We start from the raw sequence: 18,834 nt of genomic DNA, 5'->3' as shown, positions 1-18,834 counted from the left end.
ACACAGAGACTTTGCTACTACGATGACACACAATGGAGGACTGCTGTTTGCGCCTGCCTGTTGATTAAATATTGATGATAGAATACATGGGCAAAAGCAAAACAATACCATATTTCCGGACCCATACTCAAGCTGCCGCTAATCATACTGGATATGAACCCGTAAAATACAATGAGTGAAACGATGTGCACATTTGTACGAAGTATAACTATAACAATGCGCAAACTGCTGATGATATAATAAAGCAGGAACAATAGCCCGCCGAAAATTCCCAATGCCATCAATGCTTCCAATATCATATTGTGCGGGTAAATGCGCAATACTCTTTCTTCCAAAAAATCGCCGGTTAATGGCGCAGCTAAAAACTGCTTCCACGCATTGCTATAAAGCAAAATTCTTTCAGCTGTACTTTCGTCTCTTTCGCCAATACCAATAAACCTTTCTAACACAAGATTCACTATGTCTACAATTCCGAAATAACTCATAATAGAGCCCACCCCAATTACACCTACTGCTATTATGGCAACTGTTTTCAATGCTCCTTTCGTCAGCAGCCGGAATAAAATAAACAGCATACTAAGGACAGCAAATAAGATGGGGCCCTTAGATAATGTAGTTACGAGATTAACTACACTCAATGCCGCCAGTAACAAGAAAAATAAGGCCGTCTTTTTTGATATTTGACCATTGTGCACTTTTACAAAAATCAGCACTAGTAAGAAGGCTGCAATCATTCCAGATGTAATTGGGTTAAGCCTTTCGTTTCCTTCAAATCGAAATCCTCGTTCAATGATATAATCCGTAGGTGCAGTTACAACGCTGATAACTATCAGCACATTTAAGATTATCAGCACCATAAACAGCACCTTAACAAAATGCTTCCATTTCCAAAAAGCCACTTTGGTAAAACAGCCAATGGTAGTAATAAAACTGAGCAATATTGCAAAGTTGAAATACAATGCAGGACTGGAGCCAAGTTCATGAGCATTCAAAATAGTATCATACGCAATGCGAACACTGTAGACACACCACAAAAACAGAAAGATTAAAAAAGGGGTGCCGTACAAGCCTGTCTTCCATTTCAGATTAAGATAAATTGCTCTAAGCCCGAGTATGAGCACCCATGCCCTTGCTAATACAGAAACAATATTTGACGAAGGCAAAACATACTTAGTAATGAAAGTAGAAAGCGGGTATGCAAAAAAAAGGGACAGAAAAAAGATGGAAAAAAATGCTTCCAGTTTTTTTCTTTCTGTAGTTGGTATTTCTGGTTGGTATGTAGTACCCGTAATCAAGCTGATAAAAAAGTAAGGTTAGTTTAATTGCTTTTTAATAAGTGCCCCGTAAATGGTAATCGTATTGTTCCAGTACTTTACAAATGACTTTTTTCCTACTTCCCGTTTCAGGGCGGCGCTTCCTGTTTTATAATAATAATCATCAGCACCCCACCATATAAAACCCTCCATAGAATTTTGTACGGCGGCTTTCTTCATCCAAAGTAAATGTTGTGCTAACTCTGCTTTTGGTATTAGCATCAACCCGCTTTGCTCATTTGATGGATGAAACCTATGCCATATAAACACGTACCATTTTTTTTTCACTTGCTGTGCCAGCTGTGCCATAGCCGAAGCATTGGCAGCAAAATAAGCCTGGTTATTTGTTTGTGGTGTGCCTTGTGGGTAGTAGCTGTAAAGGCTGGGCAGCAACACATCCACTGCTTGTATAAGTGGTGCTATCTGCTTATTCGTATTGACAACCATTGCACTATCCCAATAACTGGTAAACGGGATGCCATAATAACCCCAGTTTGCCTTTGGCCGTAGCTGCTTGCACAAAGCTAATAAGCGTAGATATTTTTTGAGTGTTTCCTGAAACAAAACAGATTGCGCATCACCCTTTTCCAATACAGTAAAGCCTGGCTCTTCCCAATCGAGCACAGCTACACCCTTATAATTGATATCAGGAATTTTTTTTGCAACGGCTTGCTTCAATAATGATTCATCTGCTGTCCCATCATCTTCCGGATCGAAATCGGACGCATACAAAACCGGTATAGAAGTAATTTTTTCCTTCTGCTGAAAAGCAACAGAAGCCGGTGGAAGATTTTCCATAGCCATCAATAGTTGTTGCGCATCAACAGCTATTGATTTACCCATACACATAATTAGGATTATCAGTGGCGGAAAAATTTTCCTGATGTACATTATTTGATGCCTTTATCGTTCATGATTATAACTCCACCAATGGCTGTTTCGGAGAGCTGCCAATCCGCTTAAGCATAAGCATGAAATACAAGAAAAAAGCTGCGCAAATTGAACCAATAAAACCGCCAGCAAGTCCGTATATCAACCTGCCTGGCTTTTTCATTTTGAGTGGGTAAATGGGCACATCAATAATTTGTACCAACGGGGTTTCTTTAGACAAGGCATATTTAGCCCCTTCCAGGTTTTTCAATATTTCGCCGTAGGCTGCCGAAAGTACAGCCATATCGGTTTGCTTACGTTGTACCCCCGCCATTGGGGCCTGAAAAGTCGGGTTCATATTAGCATCCAGTATAGCCGCCCTTGCCGAAATAGAACCGTATAAAACACTCCTGATAGAATCGGCTTTTTTTTGCAACAAGGCCACGTTATTTCTGCTCCGCGATGTTTTACTATCTACATAAAACCTGGATATTTCTGCCATCAGGTTTTCTGTAAACTCTTTTGAAAATTTTTCGTTACCTGTCGTTGCCTGTATTTCTATGATGCTTAGTTTTTTATCAACTTTTCCTACATATAATCCTCCTTCTACCAGCCCTTTATATATCACACCCAGCAAACTGTCTTGCTCTCTGGAATAGTTGCTACGGGCTTGCTGCAAGCTATAAACAGGACGCTTCTTCTTGCCCTCATCGGGGTTTTGCTGTAAATAATACTCTACCAGCGGCAACTGCTTTCCATTGTAAGTGGTGGGACTCAATAGTGCTCCTTCAATAATACGACGCGACTTAACGAGCTCTATAATATTTTCACCGGCAAAAACACCTCCCGGAGAGCCCAGGTCCAGTCCGAAAGAAGCAGCAAGACTACCAAAGTTGTTGGCAATCCCATTGTCTTCATCCACCGAAAAAGAAAGGCGGGAAATGTAATTGGGCTTAGCCACCCAGGCCAGTAATATACCCAATAGCCCAATTAGCAAACCAGAAAGCAATATCCAATACCAACGCCTCAGCAGGTACCCAATTGATGGACCGAATAACGCTTCTGTTTTTTGAATCAATGTTTGCATAAGTGTATAATTAGCTGCAAAAATGTAAAACTGTTTAAAGCATTGTCAAACGGGCAAATACTGTTTTACCCATTTTTAAAGGAATCCATTGGTATGGATGCCTGTAGTTGCAAATGAACTTGATTGATTTCATATCTACTCAAATGTAACATCAAATGTTTCAGCCCAAAGTTGAAGACTAAGTAAACGCCAACGCATAGGTGTCGAAAGTTGATGAATGGGTGCATTGGGCAGCAGCCTCAAACCGCGTTGCTGCAAGCTTTCAGGTGCAAGCAATTTTCTAATGATTCGCTCTTGCAAAGCAGGTGGCTCAAACCCAATCTTCCCTTTTCGCCATGCAATTGCGGCGGGCACCTTTTCTTGCATGGTAAAGCGCAGAATGTACTTCGACCAGCCCTCATTTATTTTTGCTTGCAGCGGTAGTTGCAATGCCCATTCTACCAGCCGATAATCAAGATAGGGCAATCTTGTTTCTATAGAAAAAGCCATGGCATTCCGGTCTTCGTGCCTAAGCAGTGCAGGCAAATTACCGGCTACCATATCATACACCTGATACGACTGTACAGATTGTTGTACCGCAACATCCATTGCTGCAATTTGCTCAATCGTTGCTTGCTGCAAGACTTGATTTGGCATTACTGCCGACCAACGGCCCTGCTGCCTCTTAGCCTTGCGCAAGGGATGCGCATGATACAATGCCAGTTGTGCCAGTAAACTTGCTGATAGCCCGTACTTTGTTTTGCTTTGCATGGCCAACCCGATGGCCTTTGGCCATGAAAGCTGCCGCATAGCAACGCCCAGATGAACAGGATATCCAAGGAATAATTCATCTGCACCCTGACCATCGAGCAGCACTTTCAAACCACTTTGATGGGCCAACTGCATAACAGCATATTGCATCACCACACTAAGCGATTGTATGGGCTCCTCCTGTGCCAGCACTACAGGCAGCAGCGCTGTCATATAATCTTCTTCTGTTGGCACTGTGGTAAATAGCCGAAGCTTACAATGATCCGCCATTTGCTTTGCATAAGGCAATTCATTGGTTGCCGACTCCATGGTACCTGCCGTAAACGAAGCAAAAGCAGGCAACTGTTTGGCACGAGCCACAGCAGACGCTTCAGCTGCCACATAACTGCTATCAATGCCACCGCTCAATGTGCCACCTACTGCTACATCGCTCCTCATACGAATGGCAATGGCATCTTGCATCAAAAAACTGAGTTCTTCAGATGCATTGGACAATGAACATGCTGAATGCTGAGATTGCGGAAGCTGGTAATAACGCACAGGCATTGCTGCTGCAGCCGAACGGATATTAATGATTAAAAAATGTCCAGCATCTAACTTATGGTAGCCTTTGAAAAAACTTTGCTGCAATGGCTCTGCTTTTTCATGCAGCAAATAATTCATTACTACGGTGGTGTTGGCAAGCCGGGCACCAGTAATAGGCAAAAGTGCCCTCAGTGAAGATGCAAATAGAAATCTCCCGCGGTGTTGCGTATAATACAAGGGCTTTTCACCAAACCTGTCTCTGCTTAAAACCACTTCTCGATTGCTGGCATCGTAAATAGCAAAGGCCCACATGCCGTTAAACCGCTGTACACAATCCTTGCCCCAGTAATGGTAAGCGGCCAGTATTACTTCTGTGTCTGACTGTGTGGTAAACGCAATGCCTTGCTTTTCCAACGCTTGACGCAGCTCAATGTAATTATAAATTTCACCGTTGTAAGTAATGGTCAGCCCAAAGCGGGTCATGGGTTGTGCAGCGGCATTACTCAGGTCGATGATAGACAGGCGACGATGCCCGAAACCAACTGCGCCATCTACAAAAAAACCTTCCCCATCAGGACCGCGGTGTGCTATGGCATCGGTCATTCGCTGCAGCTCTTCCTGTAAAACAGGCCGGCCTGCAAAATCAATTATTCCGGCTATGCCACACATGCATGCGTTTGATTTATCAATGAAATTTCTTGCTGGTTATTTCAGCGCATTAATAACCGTAACAGCCAGCGTCGTCAATGTAGCCACCACGGAAGAAATGGCAATCCATTCGCCTGTTGACAAACCTTTCTTGCCATCCTTGTCTTTCGAAGGAATGAAGATTTCGCTGCGGGGTGTAACCTCAGGATAAGATTTAAAGAACAAGAAACGTTTCACTGATTTGGCCCGGCCATCAGGATACACAACAAAGGCTTTGGCCTTGCGGCTATTACTGGTAAAATTGCCCGAACGTTTGATGTAATAATGTGCATTCGCCCCTTCTTCAAAAGGCAACAAACCCGGATGGTATACTTCGCCACTCACCCGCACCAAATTTGATGCCCGGGCTACTTCAATGTAATCGCCATCTTCCAAAATCAAATCTTCCGGACCCCCAGGATTGTCTTTGATTTTCTCTACGTTCACACTCAAAAAATCAATCTCGTTCAGGTATTTACGCCGCAGTTCAGGATCGGCCAACAAACTATCTCTGCTAATCATGAGCAAACGCTCAACAGCTTTTTGTCGTTCTTCGCTACTAAGGCCGAAACTGGCTACGCGGCGAATACTGATAGAGCTGCTATCGGCACTGCCTTTGAAACCACCCGAACGGGCAATAATTTGTGAAATGGTTTCTTTAGAACTGCCTAATGGATAAATGCCGGGCGTTACCACCTGGCCTGACAGATACACGGAACGTTGCTTTTCATAGCCACCTTTTGCCCGAACCATGATGACATCAAAGGGTTGTAAAATCACATTGGCAGCAGCGCCTTCCAGTCCACCTTTTAAATCAACCCGAATTACTTCAGCCTGACGATAGGTATCTGAAGAAACATCTACGGATGCCATGCGGCGGGAGATTTCAATTGAAGATAAATCTGCACCATCAGCAAAGCCACCACTCAACAGCAAGGCATCTTTGATACTCAAATTTTCACGGAACTGAAATTTGCCTGGTGTTCTTACCATGCCCTGCACATCTATGGTTTGCGCATCTTTCAAATCGAAGATGCTGGCAATGGTTACAATATCTTCTTTGATAAGTTTGATTGATTCTTTACCTGAATTAATATTACCTACATGAAAGGAAACACTCGCTGCGGTCTGGTCTTCTTTCAAGCGGGCAATTACACCACGTTCTTTGTAGGCATCAGGTTTTAGTCCGCCGGCAAGGGCAATCAATTCAACCAACTGCATACCGGGCTTCAATTCAAAATCGCCGGGGCGGTACACAGCACCACGAATAGTGACACGGTTGTTGTACTTCGCCAGCGCTTTACCTACCCGAATGGCATCGCCCGAGTGAGGTGTAAATGCGGCAAAGCTGGCTGCCGGAACATCGGCCAAAATTCTGCCCGTGTCTGATATGCGTATCACTTTTACAGCAGACCTGTAGGCACTGTCTGAAAAGCCGCCGCAGTAGGTAAACAATTGGTCGAGATTTTCATTGCGCAGCATTTCAAACTTTCCGGTTCTTCTCACTTCGCCCTCAATTGATACACGGCTGTCGTAGTAAGGAATCCGTACGATATCCTGATCCTGCAGCAACACATTGTCCTTTCGGTCGCCTCGCAACAGATAGCTGTACAAGTCAACCGTACGATACACTTTATCGCCACGAATGAGTTCAATTTTGCGGAAGCTGCCATTGTTGGACGGGCCACCACACAAATACAAGAGGTTGAATAATGTCGTCAGCGAATTCACAGTATAGTTACCGGGCTTGCTGGCCTGCCCCATCACCGCTACTTGTATGCTTCTGATTTGCCCCAGCGTAACAGATACTTTTGTTTGGCCAGTGCGGATAGCTTTATAAATGGTGGCGCCAAGCTTGTTTTTAATCTTCGTGCCAGCCTCATCTACACTCAAACCTGCTACTTGTATGGGTCCAACGTTTTGAATGTACACAAATCCCTCGGCCGTTACTTTCAGGTTATAGTTCTGTTCGCTGTAGCCAAATACCTGCACCAGCAATTCATCGCCAGGGCCGAGCACGTACCCCGATGGCGTAGCAATTTTGTAGTTGGGCTCAAAAACATTGCTTACTTCACCAAACAATTCTGCGCCAAAAATGCTGCTGTCTCTCGCCACTTTTGTTTTGCCTGAAACAGCAGATTCAGGTGATATTTTTTTATCCGGATTAGTGCCTGATGCGGCAGTTGTTGTAGCAGCAGTTTTTTTGCCGGCACCCAAATTGAGGGTGGCCAATCTGTCTTTCAGCTTTTGCACCTGTACTTCGGGCATGCCCCGCTGTATGGCCAGTGCAAACATTTGTTCTTCAGAAAGCCCGGTAGACAAGGCCTTGTTATAGTAGGCTTTAATGTCTTCATCGGAAATGGTAGATACTTCAACATTGCGCAGGTTATCTGCATTCAATGATTGGCCAAAGCTTGCTGTGGCCAGCGTCAGCTGAAGCATGGTGAGGAGTAAAATGCCAGTTAGTTTCATGCCGGTATTTCAAACGAAAAAAAGAAAAATTGGTATGCAAGGCGTTGAAAAACAAGCCCGTTGATATGTGGTGCGGCAAGTTTTCTACGGAGACAAATATAGGACTAAAGGTAAAGGTGCAGCAAGCTACCTCGACGCCACCTGTGCTGGCTGCAGTGGCTTAAAACTGCGGCCCGCCATACAATAGATGTTTTCAATGACAGCCACAGCTTCGGCGGCCTCTGCACTGGTATTGAGCAATTGGCCGTGGCCGTTTTTCAGCAAAAGCCCGGTAATGGCTTCGTATACCAACGGGTGGTTACTCATGCTACCGGTATAATTGCCATACTGGTTGGGCGGGTTGCCGGCGGGCAAGCCTGTAATGGGTTCACCTTCCAGCTGCTGATAATCCAGCTCGTTGAGGTACTGACCGCCAATTTTTATAGTCCCCTTTTCGCCAAAAATGGTAATGGAACCTTCCATATTTTGCCGGTAGGCATTCACCGTATAATGAATGCTGCCCATGGCGCCGCAATCAAAATGGCCGGCTACTATGCCGGTATCTTCAAACTCAATTACCCCCTGATGCTGCAAATTGGCCAGCTGCACATAGCTTGGGTGAAAAGGCCCGAAGAACCAAACCAGCAGATCAATGAAATGACTGAACTGCGTATACAATGTACCGCCGTCAAGGTCGAGGGTACCCTTCCACGAATTGGCATAATAGCTTTCCGGACGGTTCCAGAAACAGTTGAGTTGCACGTTTAAAATCTTACCGAGTTTCCCTTCTTCCAGCAATTGCTTCACGGCCATTACCGGCGGGTTGTAGCGGTTTTGCTTTACCACCCACAATTGTTTGCCGGCGGTTTCTGCTGCGTCCATCATGGCATTGGCTTCTTCGCGGGTAAACGACATGGGCTTTTCACAAAGCACATGGCAACCACTCTGCAGGCTATCGATGCTATGCTGAGGATGCAAACCATTTGGCGAACAAACGACTACCACATCCAGCTGGCCGGCCATAGCCGACAGCATATTGGTATGACAGGTAAATGATTGTGCTCCGTGAGCAGCGGCTAAGGCAATGGCCTTGGGCTCGTCGATATCGCAAACGGCAACCAGCTTGCCATACTGCTGCATAATGTCAGCGTGTCGGGCAGCAATACGTCCACAGCCAATCAGGCCAAAATGAAGGGTTTTGTTCATAGGGGTGTCTCGAACAGAAGTGCCAAAGGTAGGGGCTTTATGCAGTTGCAGCATGCAGGCTATTTCAGCCGCAGCAAATACTGGCCGTACCCGCTCTTGGCCAGCTGGTTGCCCAGCTCATCCAGCTGCGCCCTGTTGATGAACCCTTTGCGCCAGGCTATTTCTTCGATACAGCCAATTTTGAGTCCCTGACGTTTTTCTATCACTCGTACAAACTCGGTGGCATCGTGCAGGCTATCGAAAGTACCCGTATCCAACCAGGCGGTACCACGGTCCATTACACCCACCTTGAGGGTGCCGCGGCGGAGGTACTCGTTGTTTACGTCGGTTATTTCGTATTCGCCACGGGGTGAGGGCTTGATGTTGGCGGCTATGTTCACCACATCATTATCGTAGAAATACAAACCGGGAACTGCATAATTGCTTTTGGGTTGCTGCGGTTTTTCTTCAATGCTGATGGCGTTGAAATCTGCATCAAACTCTACCACGCCATAGCGTTCGGGGTCGCTTACTTCGTAGGCAAATACAGCGGCGCCTTTTACATCGGTAAATGAACTGACCAGTGTACTGAGCTTACTGCCATAAAAAATGTTATCGCCCAAAATGAGGCACACTTTATCGCTGCCAATAAACTCTTTGCCAATCACAAAAGCCTGTGCCAGTCCGTTGGGCAATTCCTGTGCGGCATACTCAAAGCGGCAGCCTACCTGACTACCATCGCCGAGCAGCCGCTGAAACTGCGCCTGATCTTCAGGAGTGGTAATGATTAAGATTTCATGAATGCCGGCTAACATGAGAATGCTGAGCGGATAGTAAATCATCGGCTTGTCGTACACTGGCATAAGCTGCTTGCTGATGCCCCGGGTAATGGGGTGAAGCCTGGTGCCGGAACCGCCGGCCAATATAATCCCTTTCATAACCTTGCTTTTTGTGGTGTTTATAATTCGGCCAGGTATTGCTGCCAGCTTTGCGCCTCCTTGTCTTTTGCTGAAAGGATGGCGGTAGCAGGGTCAATCTTCCATTGAATATTCAGTGTGGGGTCGAATGGATGAATGCCCGACTCCGAGGCCTTGTTGTAATAATTATCGCATTTGTAAAAGAAAACTGCTTTTTCTGTAAGTACAGAAAAGCCGTGGGCAAAACCACGGGGTACAAACAGCTGATACTCGTTGCTTTCATCGAGCTCTACCGAAAAAGACATGCCGTAAGATGGGCTGTCGGATCGTAGGTCTACCGCTACATCGAGCACTTTACCCAGCAGTACCCTTACCAGTTTTGCCTGTGCAAATTCGCCCCGCTGAAAATGTAAGCCCCGCACCACACCGTAGCCCGAAGCCGACTGATTGTCTTGTACAAATTGCCCTTCCCAACCTGTGAGGTTCGAAAATTTCCGGTGGTTAAACGATTCTAGAAAGTACCCTCTTTCATCACCAATAATGGTGTTTTTGATGAGCCAGCAATCTTTCAGCGGAGTTTCAATCAGTTCCATGCGTTGTTCAAATCTGCGTTATCTGTTTTTGTACTGTGTGTCGTAGTATTTCATGTACTCACCGCTGGTTACATTATTGAGCCACTCGCTGTTGCTGAGGTACCAGTCAATGGTTTGGCTGAGGCCCTCTTCAAATGTAACGCTGGGATACCAACCCAATTCTTTGTTGATTTTGCTGGCATCAATGGCATAGCGGCGGTCGTGGCCGGGCCGGTCTTTTACATAGGTAATCAGCTGCTCGCTGGTGCCGGGTGTACGGCCCAAGCGCTGGTCCATTTGCTGGCACAGCAGTTTCACCAGGTCTATGTTCTTCCACTCGTTGAAGCCACCAATATTATAGGTATCGTGCTGCCTGCCTTGGTGAAACACCAAATCAATGGCAGTGGCATGATCTTTTACAAACAACCAGTCACGGGTGTAGCCGCCATCGCCATATACTGGCAGCGGTTTGTTGTGAATGATGTTGTTGATGAATAGCGGAATCAGTTTTTCGGGAAAATGATTGGGCCCGTAGTTGTTGCTGCAGTTAGAAATCACCGTGGGCAAGCCGAACGTATCGCCGTAGGCCCGCACAAAATGATCGCTGCTGGCCTTGCTGGCACTGTATGGCGAATGCGGATCGTAGCGGGTGTCTTCGGTAAAAAAGCCTGTGTCACCCAAAGCGCCATATACTTCGTCGGTACTTACATGGTAAAAACGCTTTCCTTCAAAAGCATTGGCCCATTGTTTTTTGGCAGCCTCCAACAGGTTTACTGTGCCAATTACATTGGTGTACACAAAATCTAACGGACTAAGTATGCTGCGGTCTACATGGCTTTCGGCAGCCAGGTGAATCACATCGGTTACGCCGTATTCTGTAAAGCATTGCTGCAAAGCCGCTGCATCCAGAATATTGATTTGCGCAAACACATAATTGGCGGCCTGCTCAATGTCTTTTAGGTTTTCGAGATTGCCTGCATAAGTGAGTGCATCCAAATTAATGATACGGTAATGAGGATATTTATTGACAAACAGCCGAACTACATGGCTGCCTATAAAACCAGCTCCGCCGGTGATGATGATGCTTTTTTGGTATTGCATAAATTAGAAAGGTTTGCAAACATACAATTAAACGCAGGTAGTGCAGAAATGAACAGCGCCGCCACCGGCTATTTACCGACACTAAATTACTTACCGTTGCCGCTAATTTACATGAGCGTAGGCAGGTCATTATCTTCTATCATTGCTTACATTAGTCCATCTTATCAAATTGCCTGCTGTGAAAGAACGTTACTACTCGCTGGATGTATTCAGAGGAGCTACGGTTGCCCTCATGATTTTGGTGAATAACCCCGGCAGTTGGGGACACATTTATGGCCCGCTAAAACATGCACCCTGGCATGGCTGCACCCCTACCGATTTGGTATTTCCTTTTTTCCTGTTTGCCGTAGGCAATGCCATGGCTTTTTGTAATGCCCCGCTTACAACAGGCAGGTCCTTCAGAATTTTGGAAGAAAGTGCTCAAACGCTTTGTGCTCATCTTCATCATTGGCTTGTTCCTCAACTGGAGCCCTTTCATTAAATGGAGCGATGATCATTTGGTTTTCAAACATTGGGTAGACCCAAGCAATCCTGAGTCGGGCATTAGAATACTGGGCGTCTTGCAGCGCATTGCATTGGCCTATTTGTTTGCCAGCATTCTTGTCTTTTTTACCAAAACCAAACTCACTTTTTTTCTGAGTTGTACCCTGCTGCTTTTGTATTGGATTATCACCGTAGCATTTGGTGCCAGTGGCGATCCATACAGCTTGCAAGGCTTTTTTGGCACTCAACTCGATATAGATTTGATGGGTGTAGCCCATGTGTACAAAGGCGAAGGCGTACCCTTCGACCCCGAAGGATTGGGCAGCACTTTACCTGCCGTGGTGCAGGTTGTGTTTGGCTATTTTGTTGGCCAATACATTCAGCAAAAAGGAAAGAACTATGAAATGCTGAGCAACCTGCTGCTGGCCGGTATTGTAATGGCATTGGGTGGACTGATGTGGGGCGAACTTTTTCCCATCAATAAAAAAATATGGACCTCCAGCTATGTGCTGTACACCACCGGCCTCGCCACTATGACCATTGGCGTGTTCATTTACCTGATCGAATTCAGGCAGGCCAGCGGTGCATGGAGTAAGTTCTTTGATGTGTTTGGCAAAAATCCATTGTTCATTTTCGTGCTCAGTGGATTTTTGCCACGGGTAGTAGCCATGTTTCGCTGGACAGACCATGTGGCTGACGATGGCAAAGTGGTGTACACCTCTGCCTTCAACTGGTTTTACAAAAACGTATGTGATCCCATCAGCGCCGACCCGAGAAATGGCTCCCTCTTATATGCCGTGCTCATTGTAAGCATGTATTGGTTCATTGCTTATCTGCTCGACAGAAAAAGATTTACATCAAAGTGTAGGCTGCGTATTGCAAAAGCCGCCAAAACATTGACAGGTTACAGCTACAGTTTTTTTTAACAGGTTTTCACAAGGCAGGCATTAACATTTTGTAGTGTACAAATGCCTGTCTTATTACATCTAATGCTTGTGTTCTTCTAAAAGAATCAAACAATTTGTATCACGCAAAAAACACTGGATATGACTTTAAAATGGTTATTCGCTACGTTGGCAATTGTTTTTTCACTGCCTGTAGTGGCACAGGTAAAAACAATTTACATACATCCCAACACAGTCAGCTGTACTGGCGTAGCACCCATGCAGTGCCTGCAGTACCGATACAGCAACAAGGGTAAATGGCAACGGATGTACGGCGGCATCAAAGGCTTTACACATGAAGCCGGGTACAACTACACTTTGCAAATCACTGAAAAGAAAATAGCTAATCCACCGGCCGATGGCAGCAGCATAGAACGCAAACTGGTAAAGGTGCTGAGTAAAACACCGGTGGCACCCAACGTACAAGGCATGAAAGGCGAATGGATAATAAAAGAACTGCTGGTGAATAATGTATTGCTATCTGTGCAGGAGTTAGACTTTACTGTAAAAATTGGCGACAGTACAATTCAAGCAAAGGTATGTAACAGTATATGGGGTAAAATACAGATAGCCAAAGACGGTACAGTAAAAACCGGACCACTGATGAGTACCAAAATGGCCTGCAACAATATGGATCACGAAACCGCATTGATGCAAGCTTTCACAAAGGCCACACAATGGGAAGTAAAGGGAAGCAATCTGTATATGATGGATAAAGCAGGGCAGGTATTTGTCATACTAACAAAGCCTGCAATGGAAGCCATTCCTACAACACCCGCCAACATCAACTATGAAGCGATGCTGACCGACAGCCGCTATACTGTAAAAGAAATTGAGGACAACAAAGGTATCAGTATGTTGCTGGGCAGTGGTGCCTTTGTAAAATTTGACAAAGTAGCAGGCCGCATCAGCGGCAATGGTGGCTGTAATAATTTTTTTGGCGACGCGACGATTCAGTTTACTACAGCCAATGCCGGTACCGTTCGTTTTTCAAAATTGGGTAGCACTATGATGGCTTGCCCCAATAAATTGGTAGAAGAGCAGCGGCTGTTCAAATTGCTGGAGCAATCTGATGCGTTTGAATTTACTGCGGGTGAATTGCAATTGAAACGTGGCGCACAAATCATTGTCCGTTTGAAAGCAGACTGACCATATTTTACCAATACTAAAAAAGGAATGCCAGATGGTATTCCTTTTTTTATGCGCAAGCAATGCAAATGATTTGTAATTTTCTATACCCACACAACGAAACGGCATCATGACAATCTCGCTATTCCGCGGACTTCGATCATTTTTACAGCAATTGCTGACCAAGCCGGTGACCTGGCTGGCCAATCGTTTTTCGTCGTCGCCCAAGCAAGAAGCGGTATTTAGCTCGTTGTCAGCATTACAACAAGCACAGCTTGCTGATACCAAAAAAATACTGCAGATTAACGATGTCAGTCGCATCATTTTATTTTCAGACCATCACAAAGGCAAACGCAATGGTGCTGACGATTTTGCCAGCAACGAACCGGCCTATCTGGCTGCGCTTCACTTTTATGAGCAGCAGCAATATACGTACGTGAATTTGGGCGATAGTGAAGAGCTTTGGGAAAACAATATTTTCTCCATTCTCAAATACAACAAGGAAACGTTTGCCGCAGAAAAGCCATTTATCAACCGGCAGGCTTTTGTAAAAGTGTATGGCAATCATGATGTGTTCTGGCATTTCGATCCACTGGCGGCGCAATACCTCAAACAGATGTATGGCAAAGCAGTACCCATACTACCAGGACTGCTCCTGCAATACCAACAGCCCGGAGCACCTGCCATGCACATACTGTGTACCCATGGCCACCAGGGCGATGCCAGCAGCGATGGCAACTGGTTGAGTGCCGCTTTTGTAACCTATATATGGGGGCCACTGCAAGCCTTTCTCCGCATCAATACCAACACACCTGCTGCCAGCAAAATGCTGAAAAGTCTGCACAACAATATGATGTACCAATGGAGCAGCCGACAGCCGGGGCTGGCGCTGATTACGGGCCACACCCATCAGCCGGTATTTGCCTCCCTTACGCATTTGGAACGCTTGCTGCTACAGCGCCAACTGGCCGCTGCCAATGGCGACAATGAAAAGCTGCGCCAACTCGACAAAGAAATTCCACGCCGCAGGCAGGAGTACGATTATGTACAATTAGATTTTGCCAACCTGATACCCGGTTATTTCAATACTGGTTGCTGCTGTTTTAGCGATGGCAACATAACCGGAATAGAAATACACGAAGGAGAAATACGGCTGATAAAATGGGAAATGCAACACCAACAGGCAATTCGTACCGTGTTAGAAAAAATGTCGTTGCAAGAGTTGGCGCAGTCACTTTCTGCCAATCATCAATCCTGAGTTGAAACAGCTGCCGGTGCCGCATCATCAATCCAAAGTCGTTGGTATGATGCATCCCATGCATGCTTCCAGCGACGATGGCTCCACAGATAGGTTTCCGGATGCGTTTGAATATCTGCTTCAATATGCCTAACCAATCTTTTGGTAAGCTCACCTTTCGTTTGCATTTCTTCGTTTGTAAGCGATAGCACTGTAAACTCAAAATGATAATAGCCCCGCTTAGGGCATGTAACCCTTGTGTACACTGGCACCTGATTAAACACCTGTGCGTTGCGTTCGGGCCCGGTTACAAAAGCGGTAGGCCGCCCCAAAAAATTGAGCCAATAAGCATTGGCCGGATTGGAAGGACTCTGATCCGCCACAAGGCCAATGAGGTACTGCTTGTTGCGCCAGCCAATGATGGCTTTGGCAAGTGCAGGTGCAGGCATAAGGTGAGCTCCAAACCTGCCGCGAATACGCTTAAACAAAGAGTCTACAGGCTGGCTGGATATGGGCATGTAAACACCAATACAAGGTAGTGACTGCCTGAGACTAAGTGCAGCACTCAACCATTCCCAATTAAAAAAATGCGCTGCAAGAATGCTGGCCGTTTTGCCATTTTTATGCAACTCATCAAACACTTCAAAATTTCCGGTGATGCGTTTTTTTAAAGCTGCTTCCGGCATACTGAGCAGCTTGATTGTTTCAACCCAGTTGTCGGTAAAGTGTCGGTAAAAACCAGCTGCCACTTTTTTTCTGTAGGCCAATGATTGATGCGGAAATGCCTGTGCTACGTTTTCCATCACCGTATCTTTTCGATACCTGACAATACGGTGCAATACAAATGCCGCCAAGCTGCTAATACCATACAGCACCCGCAATGGCAGCAACGATACAGCATACATTAAACCATATACCAAACGATCCATGTTGAAATAAGTGGATGAAAGCCCGCAAAGATGAGCACATCAAACGGCATTGTCAGCAATGGCTTTCGGAAGAAAGCTTATTCAGCCCAAATTTTAACAGGCATCTGCCGGCGGATATGGCTCTTTGTCTATCCATAAAGGTGCATACTCAGGTTTCCATGCATGCTTCCATCGCTTGTGCGACCACAAATAATTAGCAGGCTGCATGCAGATTACCTGCTCCAAGCGTTTTACATACGCCACCGTTAGTGTTTCTGGTGTAAGCCCGGCAGCAGACTCAAACATTTCTTCCACATGAAAAACATAACGGCCACGCTGTTTTCTTTCTATCCATAAAAAAACAACCGGTAACTGTCGCTTGCAGGCGTTTCTACCAGGGCCGGGTGCAAAAGCAGTGGGCTGCTGCAAAAAATACATCCAGAAAGATTGCGCCGGCTTGGAGGGGCTCTGATCGGCCCCGAGCCCCAGCAGGTAGGGCTTGGTTAAATATTTTTCGATGTCAGTTTTTACTTCATCGGCAGGCACTAACACGGCGCCAAATCTTCCCTTTATTTTTCTAAACAACCGCTCCATGGCTTTGCTGCTCAACCGCATGTAAATACCCACCCAAACTAATGGCTGGTGCACCGGTAACGTAAGGTTGGTGAGCTCCCAATTCATAAAATGACCTGCCATTAATTGCACACTATTGCCCGCCGCTGCATGCTTGTGCAACACGCTGTAATCGTACTGTATCATTCGTTCAAAGCCCTTTTGGCTAATGGATAAAAACTTGATGGTTTCCATCCAGGTATCAATAAAACCAGTAAAGAATTGTTTGGCAATGGTTTTTCTTTCAGCGTCCGATTTTTCAGGAAATGCATTAGCCAGATTTCGCAACACCACATCCTTGCGGTAACCAATAACATCAAACACCAACCAACGGATAGCATCGCCCAATGCATACAGAATAAACATGGGCAAAACAGATAAGCTATAAAAAATTGCCAGTAAGAAATAATACAAAATCTGATGTTTTACGCAGTTAACAATCACAAGTCATCAGAGCACAATATTTTGAGCCAGGTTACATTTTTCAGGGTAGTCGGTATTATAATGGAGCCCTCTGCTTTCGTGCCGGAACTGAGCACTTTTTACAATGAGATAACCTACAGTAATCATATTGCGTAGTTCGCACAATTGTGGCGAAACAATCGCAGTGCGGTAAAGCTCTTCAATTTCTTCGTGCAACAAATCAAGCCGTCGCATGGCTCTTTGCAACCGAACATTGTTTCGTACAATGCCAACGTAATCACTCATCAAAAGCTGCAACTCTTTCAGGCTTTGCGTAATCAAAATCATTTCTCTTGGGTTGCTGGTTCCTCTGGCATCCCAGTCGGGTATTTGGGCAGGCGGCACTACGGGCTCCGCTTGTTCTATAGCATGTACTGCACTGCGGTGTGCATACACCATGGCTTCGAGCAGCGAATTGCTGGCTAGGCGGTTAGCACCATGCAAGCCGGTAGAGGCACACTCTCCGGCAGCATACAAATTGCGGATGCTGGTGCGGCCGTGTTCATCTGTTTTAATACCGCCACAACTATAATGTGCAGCCGGTGCCACAGGAATCATCTGCTGCGTTACATCAATGCCAATGCTTTTGCATTTTTCATAAATGTTGGGGAAATGATGCACAAAATCTTCCAATGGAATATGCCGGCAATCGAGATACACATGTTCGGTACCGCTTATTTTCATTTCACTATCAATGGCCCGGGCTACAATGTCACGTGGGGCCAAATCTTTTCTTTCGTCATACCGCTCCATAAAAGCTTCACCTTTGTGATTGCGCAAAATGCCCCCATCGCCACGAACCGCTTCAGTAATAAGAAATGACTGCCCACGCAATCCGGCTTCGTACAAGGCTGTGGGGTGGAACTGTATGAACTCCATGTTTTCGATACGGCCCTTGGCACGGTACACCATGGCCACGCCATCGCCGGTAGCAATGGCAGGGTTGGTAGTGCTGCGGTACACCGCACCATTTCCGCCCGTAGCCAGCAGCGTTATATTGCTTTGAATGGTTTCAATTGCGTGTGTTTCGAGGTTCAGTACATACACACCATAGCAGGTAATGTCTGGCGTACTTTTGGTAACGAGGTAACCAAAATGGTGTTGTGTAATTGGATCAAGAACAAAGTAATGATTGAGGATACGAATGTTGGGTAAGCTGGCAGCCTTTTGCAAGAGGGCCCGTTCCATTTCTTTTCCGGTTACATCTTTATGATGCAAAATGCGGTGTTCGCTATGGCCGCCTTCTCTGCCTAATGCATACTCACCATCAGCATCTACATCAAACTGTGCCCCCCAGTCAATAATTTCCCGAATGCGTTCTGGCCCTTCGGTTACAACTATTTTTACGGTATCGGTATTGCACAATCCATCACCGGCAATCAGCGTGTCTTCAATGTGTTTGTCGAAGCTATCCTTCATTTCATCCCACACACCCGCTATGCCACCTTGTGCATATTTGGTGTTGGTTTCATCGCTGAAGGTTTTTGTAAGTACGGTTACAGTGGCATTGGGTTTGGCATTGGCCATTTTTACGGCGTAAGTAAGGCCGGCAATACCTGAGCCAATTACCAGATAGTCTGTTTGCATGAGGAGCTTGAATGC

The 18,834-nt window shown here is 45.8% G+C and carries 15 protein-coding genes; 3 read left to right on the top strand and 12 right to left on the bottom strand.

Going from position 1 to position 18,834, the window contains the following annotated elements:
- Positions 1 to 17 precede the first annotated feature (17 nt).
- The 9 genes from GLV81_RS01910 to rfbB form a co-directional block, all read right to left on the bottom strand.
- Positions 18 to 1,295: an O-antigen ligase family protein gene (locus GLV81_RS01910; RefSeq protein ID WP_157476356.1), complete on the bottom strand. Its 1,278-nt coding sequence runs from the start codon at positions 1,293 to 1,295 to the stop codon at positions 18 to 20.
- A gap of 18 nt (positions 1,296 to 1,313) precedes the next feature.
- Positions 1,314 to 2,156 carry a hypothetical protein gene (locus GLV81_RS01905; RefSeq protein WP_197428844.1) on the bottom strand — a complete coding sequence of 281 codons (843 nt, stop codon included), beginning with the start codon at positions 2,154 to 2,156 and terminating at the stop codon, positions 1,314 to 1,316.
- Between the two features lie 73 nt (positions 2,157 to 2,229).
- Complete coding sequence (locus GLV81_RS01900) at positions 2,230 to 3,270, bottom strand: lipopolysaccharide biosynthesis protein (protein ID WP_157476352.1); 1,041 nt, start codon at positions 3,268 to 3,270, stop codon at positions 2,230 to 2,232.
- A 135-nt stretch (positions 3,271 to 3,405) separates the two neighbouring features.
- A complete protein-coding gene (gene asnB / locus GLV81_RS01895) occupies positions 3,406 to 5,214 on the bottom strand; it encodes an asparagine synthase (glutamine-hydrolyzing) (protein ID WP_157476350.1) in 1,809 nt (602 codons plus the stop codon).
- A gap of 36 nt (positions 5,215 to 5,250) precedes the next feature.
- The gene (locus GLV81_RS01890) at positions 5,251 to 7,704 is read right to left on the bottom strand and encodes an SLBB domain-containing protein (protein WP_157476348.1); all 2,454 of its coding nucleotides are present in this window, start codon (positions 7,702 to 7,704) and stop codon (positions 5,251 to 5,253) included.
- A 126-nt stretch (positions 7,705 to 7,830) separates the two neighbouring features.
- Complete coding sequence (locus GLV81_RS01885; RefSeq protein WP_197428843.1) at positions 7,831 to 8,943, bottom strand: Gfo/Idh/MocA family protein; 1,113 nt, start codon at positions 8,941 to 8,943, stop codon at positions 7,831 to 7,833.
- 5 nt (positions 8,944 to 8,948) lie between these two features.
- Complete coding sequence (gene rfbA, locus GLV81_RS01880; protein ID WP_157476347.1) at positions 8,949 to 9,806, bottom strand: glucose-1-phosphate thymidylyltransferase RfbA; 858 nt, start codon at positions 9,804 to 9,806, stop codon at positions 8,949 to 8,951.
- Between the two features lie 20 nt (positions 9,807 to 9,826).
- A complete protein-coding gene (gene rfbC, locus GLV81_RS01875) occupies positions 9,827 to 10,378 on the bottom strand; it encodes a dTDP-4-dehydrorhamnose 3,5-epimerase (protein WP_157476344.1) in 552 nt (183 codons plus the stop codon).
- 18 nt (positions 10,379 to 10,396) lie between these two features.
- Entirely contained in the window at positions 10,397 to 11,458 is a 1,062-nt protein-coding gene (gene rfbB, locus GLV81_RS01870) for a dTDP-glucose 4,6-dehydratase (protein ID WP_157476342.1), read from the bottom strand.
- A 371-nt stretch (positions 11,459 to 11,829) separates the two neighbouring features.
- Here rfbB and GLV81_RS01865 point away from each other — a divergent pair, with 371 nt between their 5' ends.
- The 3 genes from GLV81_RS01865 to GLV81_RS01855 all read left to right on the top strand — a co-directional run bounded on the left by GLV81_RS01865 (position 11,830) and on the right by GLV81_RS01855 (position 15,271).
- On the top strand, positions 11,830 to 12,867 hold the full coding sequence (locus tag GLV81_RS01865; protein WP_246186184.1) for an acyltransferase family protein: 1,038 nt from the start codon (positions 11,830 to 11,832) through the stop codon (positions 12,865 to 12,867).
- Positions 12,868 to 12,987: 120 nt separating this feature from the next.
- The gene (locus GLV81_RS01860; protein ID WP_157476340.1) at positions 12,988 to 14,034 is read left to right on the top strand and encodes an META domain-containing protein; all 1,047 of its coding nucleotides are present in this window, start codon (positions 12,988 to 12,990) and stop codon (positions 14,032 to 14,034) included.
- Positions 14,035 to 14,143: 109 nt separating this feature from the next.
- Entirely contained in the window at positions 14,144 to 15,271 is a 1,128-nt protein-coding gene (locus GLV81_RS01855) for a metallophosphoesterase (RefSeq protein ID WP_157476338.1), read from the top strand.
- On the opposite strand, the gene GLV81_RS01850 is transcribed toward GLV81_RS01855, so the two are convergent.
- The 3 genes from GLV81_RS01850 to nadB form a co-directional block, all read right to left on the bottom strand.
- A complete protein-coding gene (locus GLV81_RS01850) occupies positions 15,262 to 16,179 on the bottom strand; it encodes a lysophospholipid acyltransferase family protein (protein ID WP_157476336.1) in 918 nt (305 codons plus the stop codon). The genes GLV81_RS01855 and GLV81_RS01850 overlap by 10 nt on opposite strands.
- A 93-nt stretch (positions 16,180 to 16,272) precedes the next feature.
- A complete protein-coding gene (locus tag GLV81_RS01845; protein ID WP_157476334.1) occupies positions 16,273 to 17,214 on the bottom strand; it encodes a lysophospholipid acyltransferase family protein in 942 nt (313 codons plus the stop codon).
- Positions 17,215 to 17,220: 6 nt separating this feature from the next.
- Positions 17,221 to 18,819 (bottom strand): L-aspartate oxidase, encoded by a 1,599-nt coding sequence (gene nadB / locus GLV81_RS01840; RefSeq protein WP_157476332.1) that lies wholly within the window; start codon positions 18,817 to 18,819, stop codon positions 17,221 to 17,223.
- Between the last annotated feature and the right edge of the window lie 15 nt (positions 18,820 to 18,834).

Origin of the sequence: Phnomibacter ginsenosidimutans, assembly GCF_009740285.1 — a bacterium.
GTDB lineage: Bacteria > Bacteroidota > Bacteroidia > Chitinophagales > Chitinophagaceae > Phnomibacter > Phnomibacter ginsenosidimutans.
Note: the sequence above shows the minus strand (reverse complement) of the source record. Positions and strands in the feature narration are given on the sequence as shown.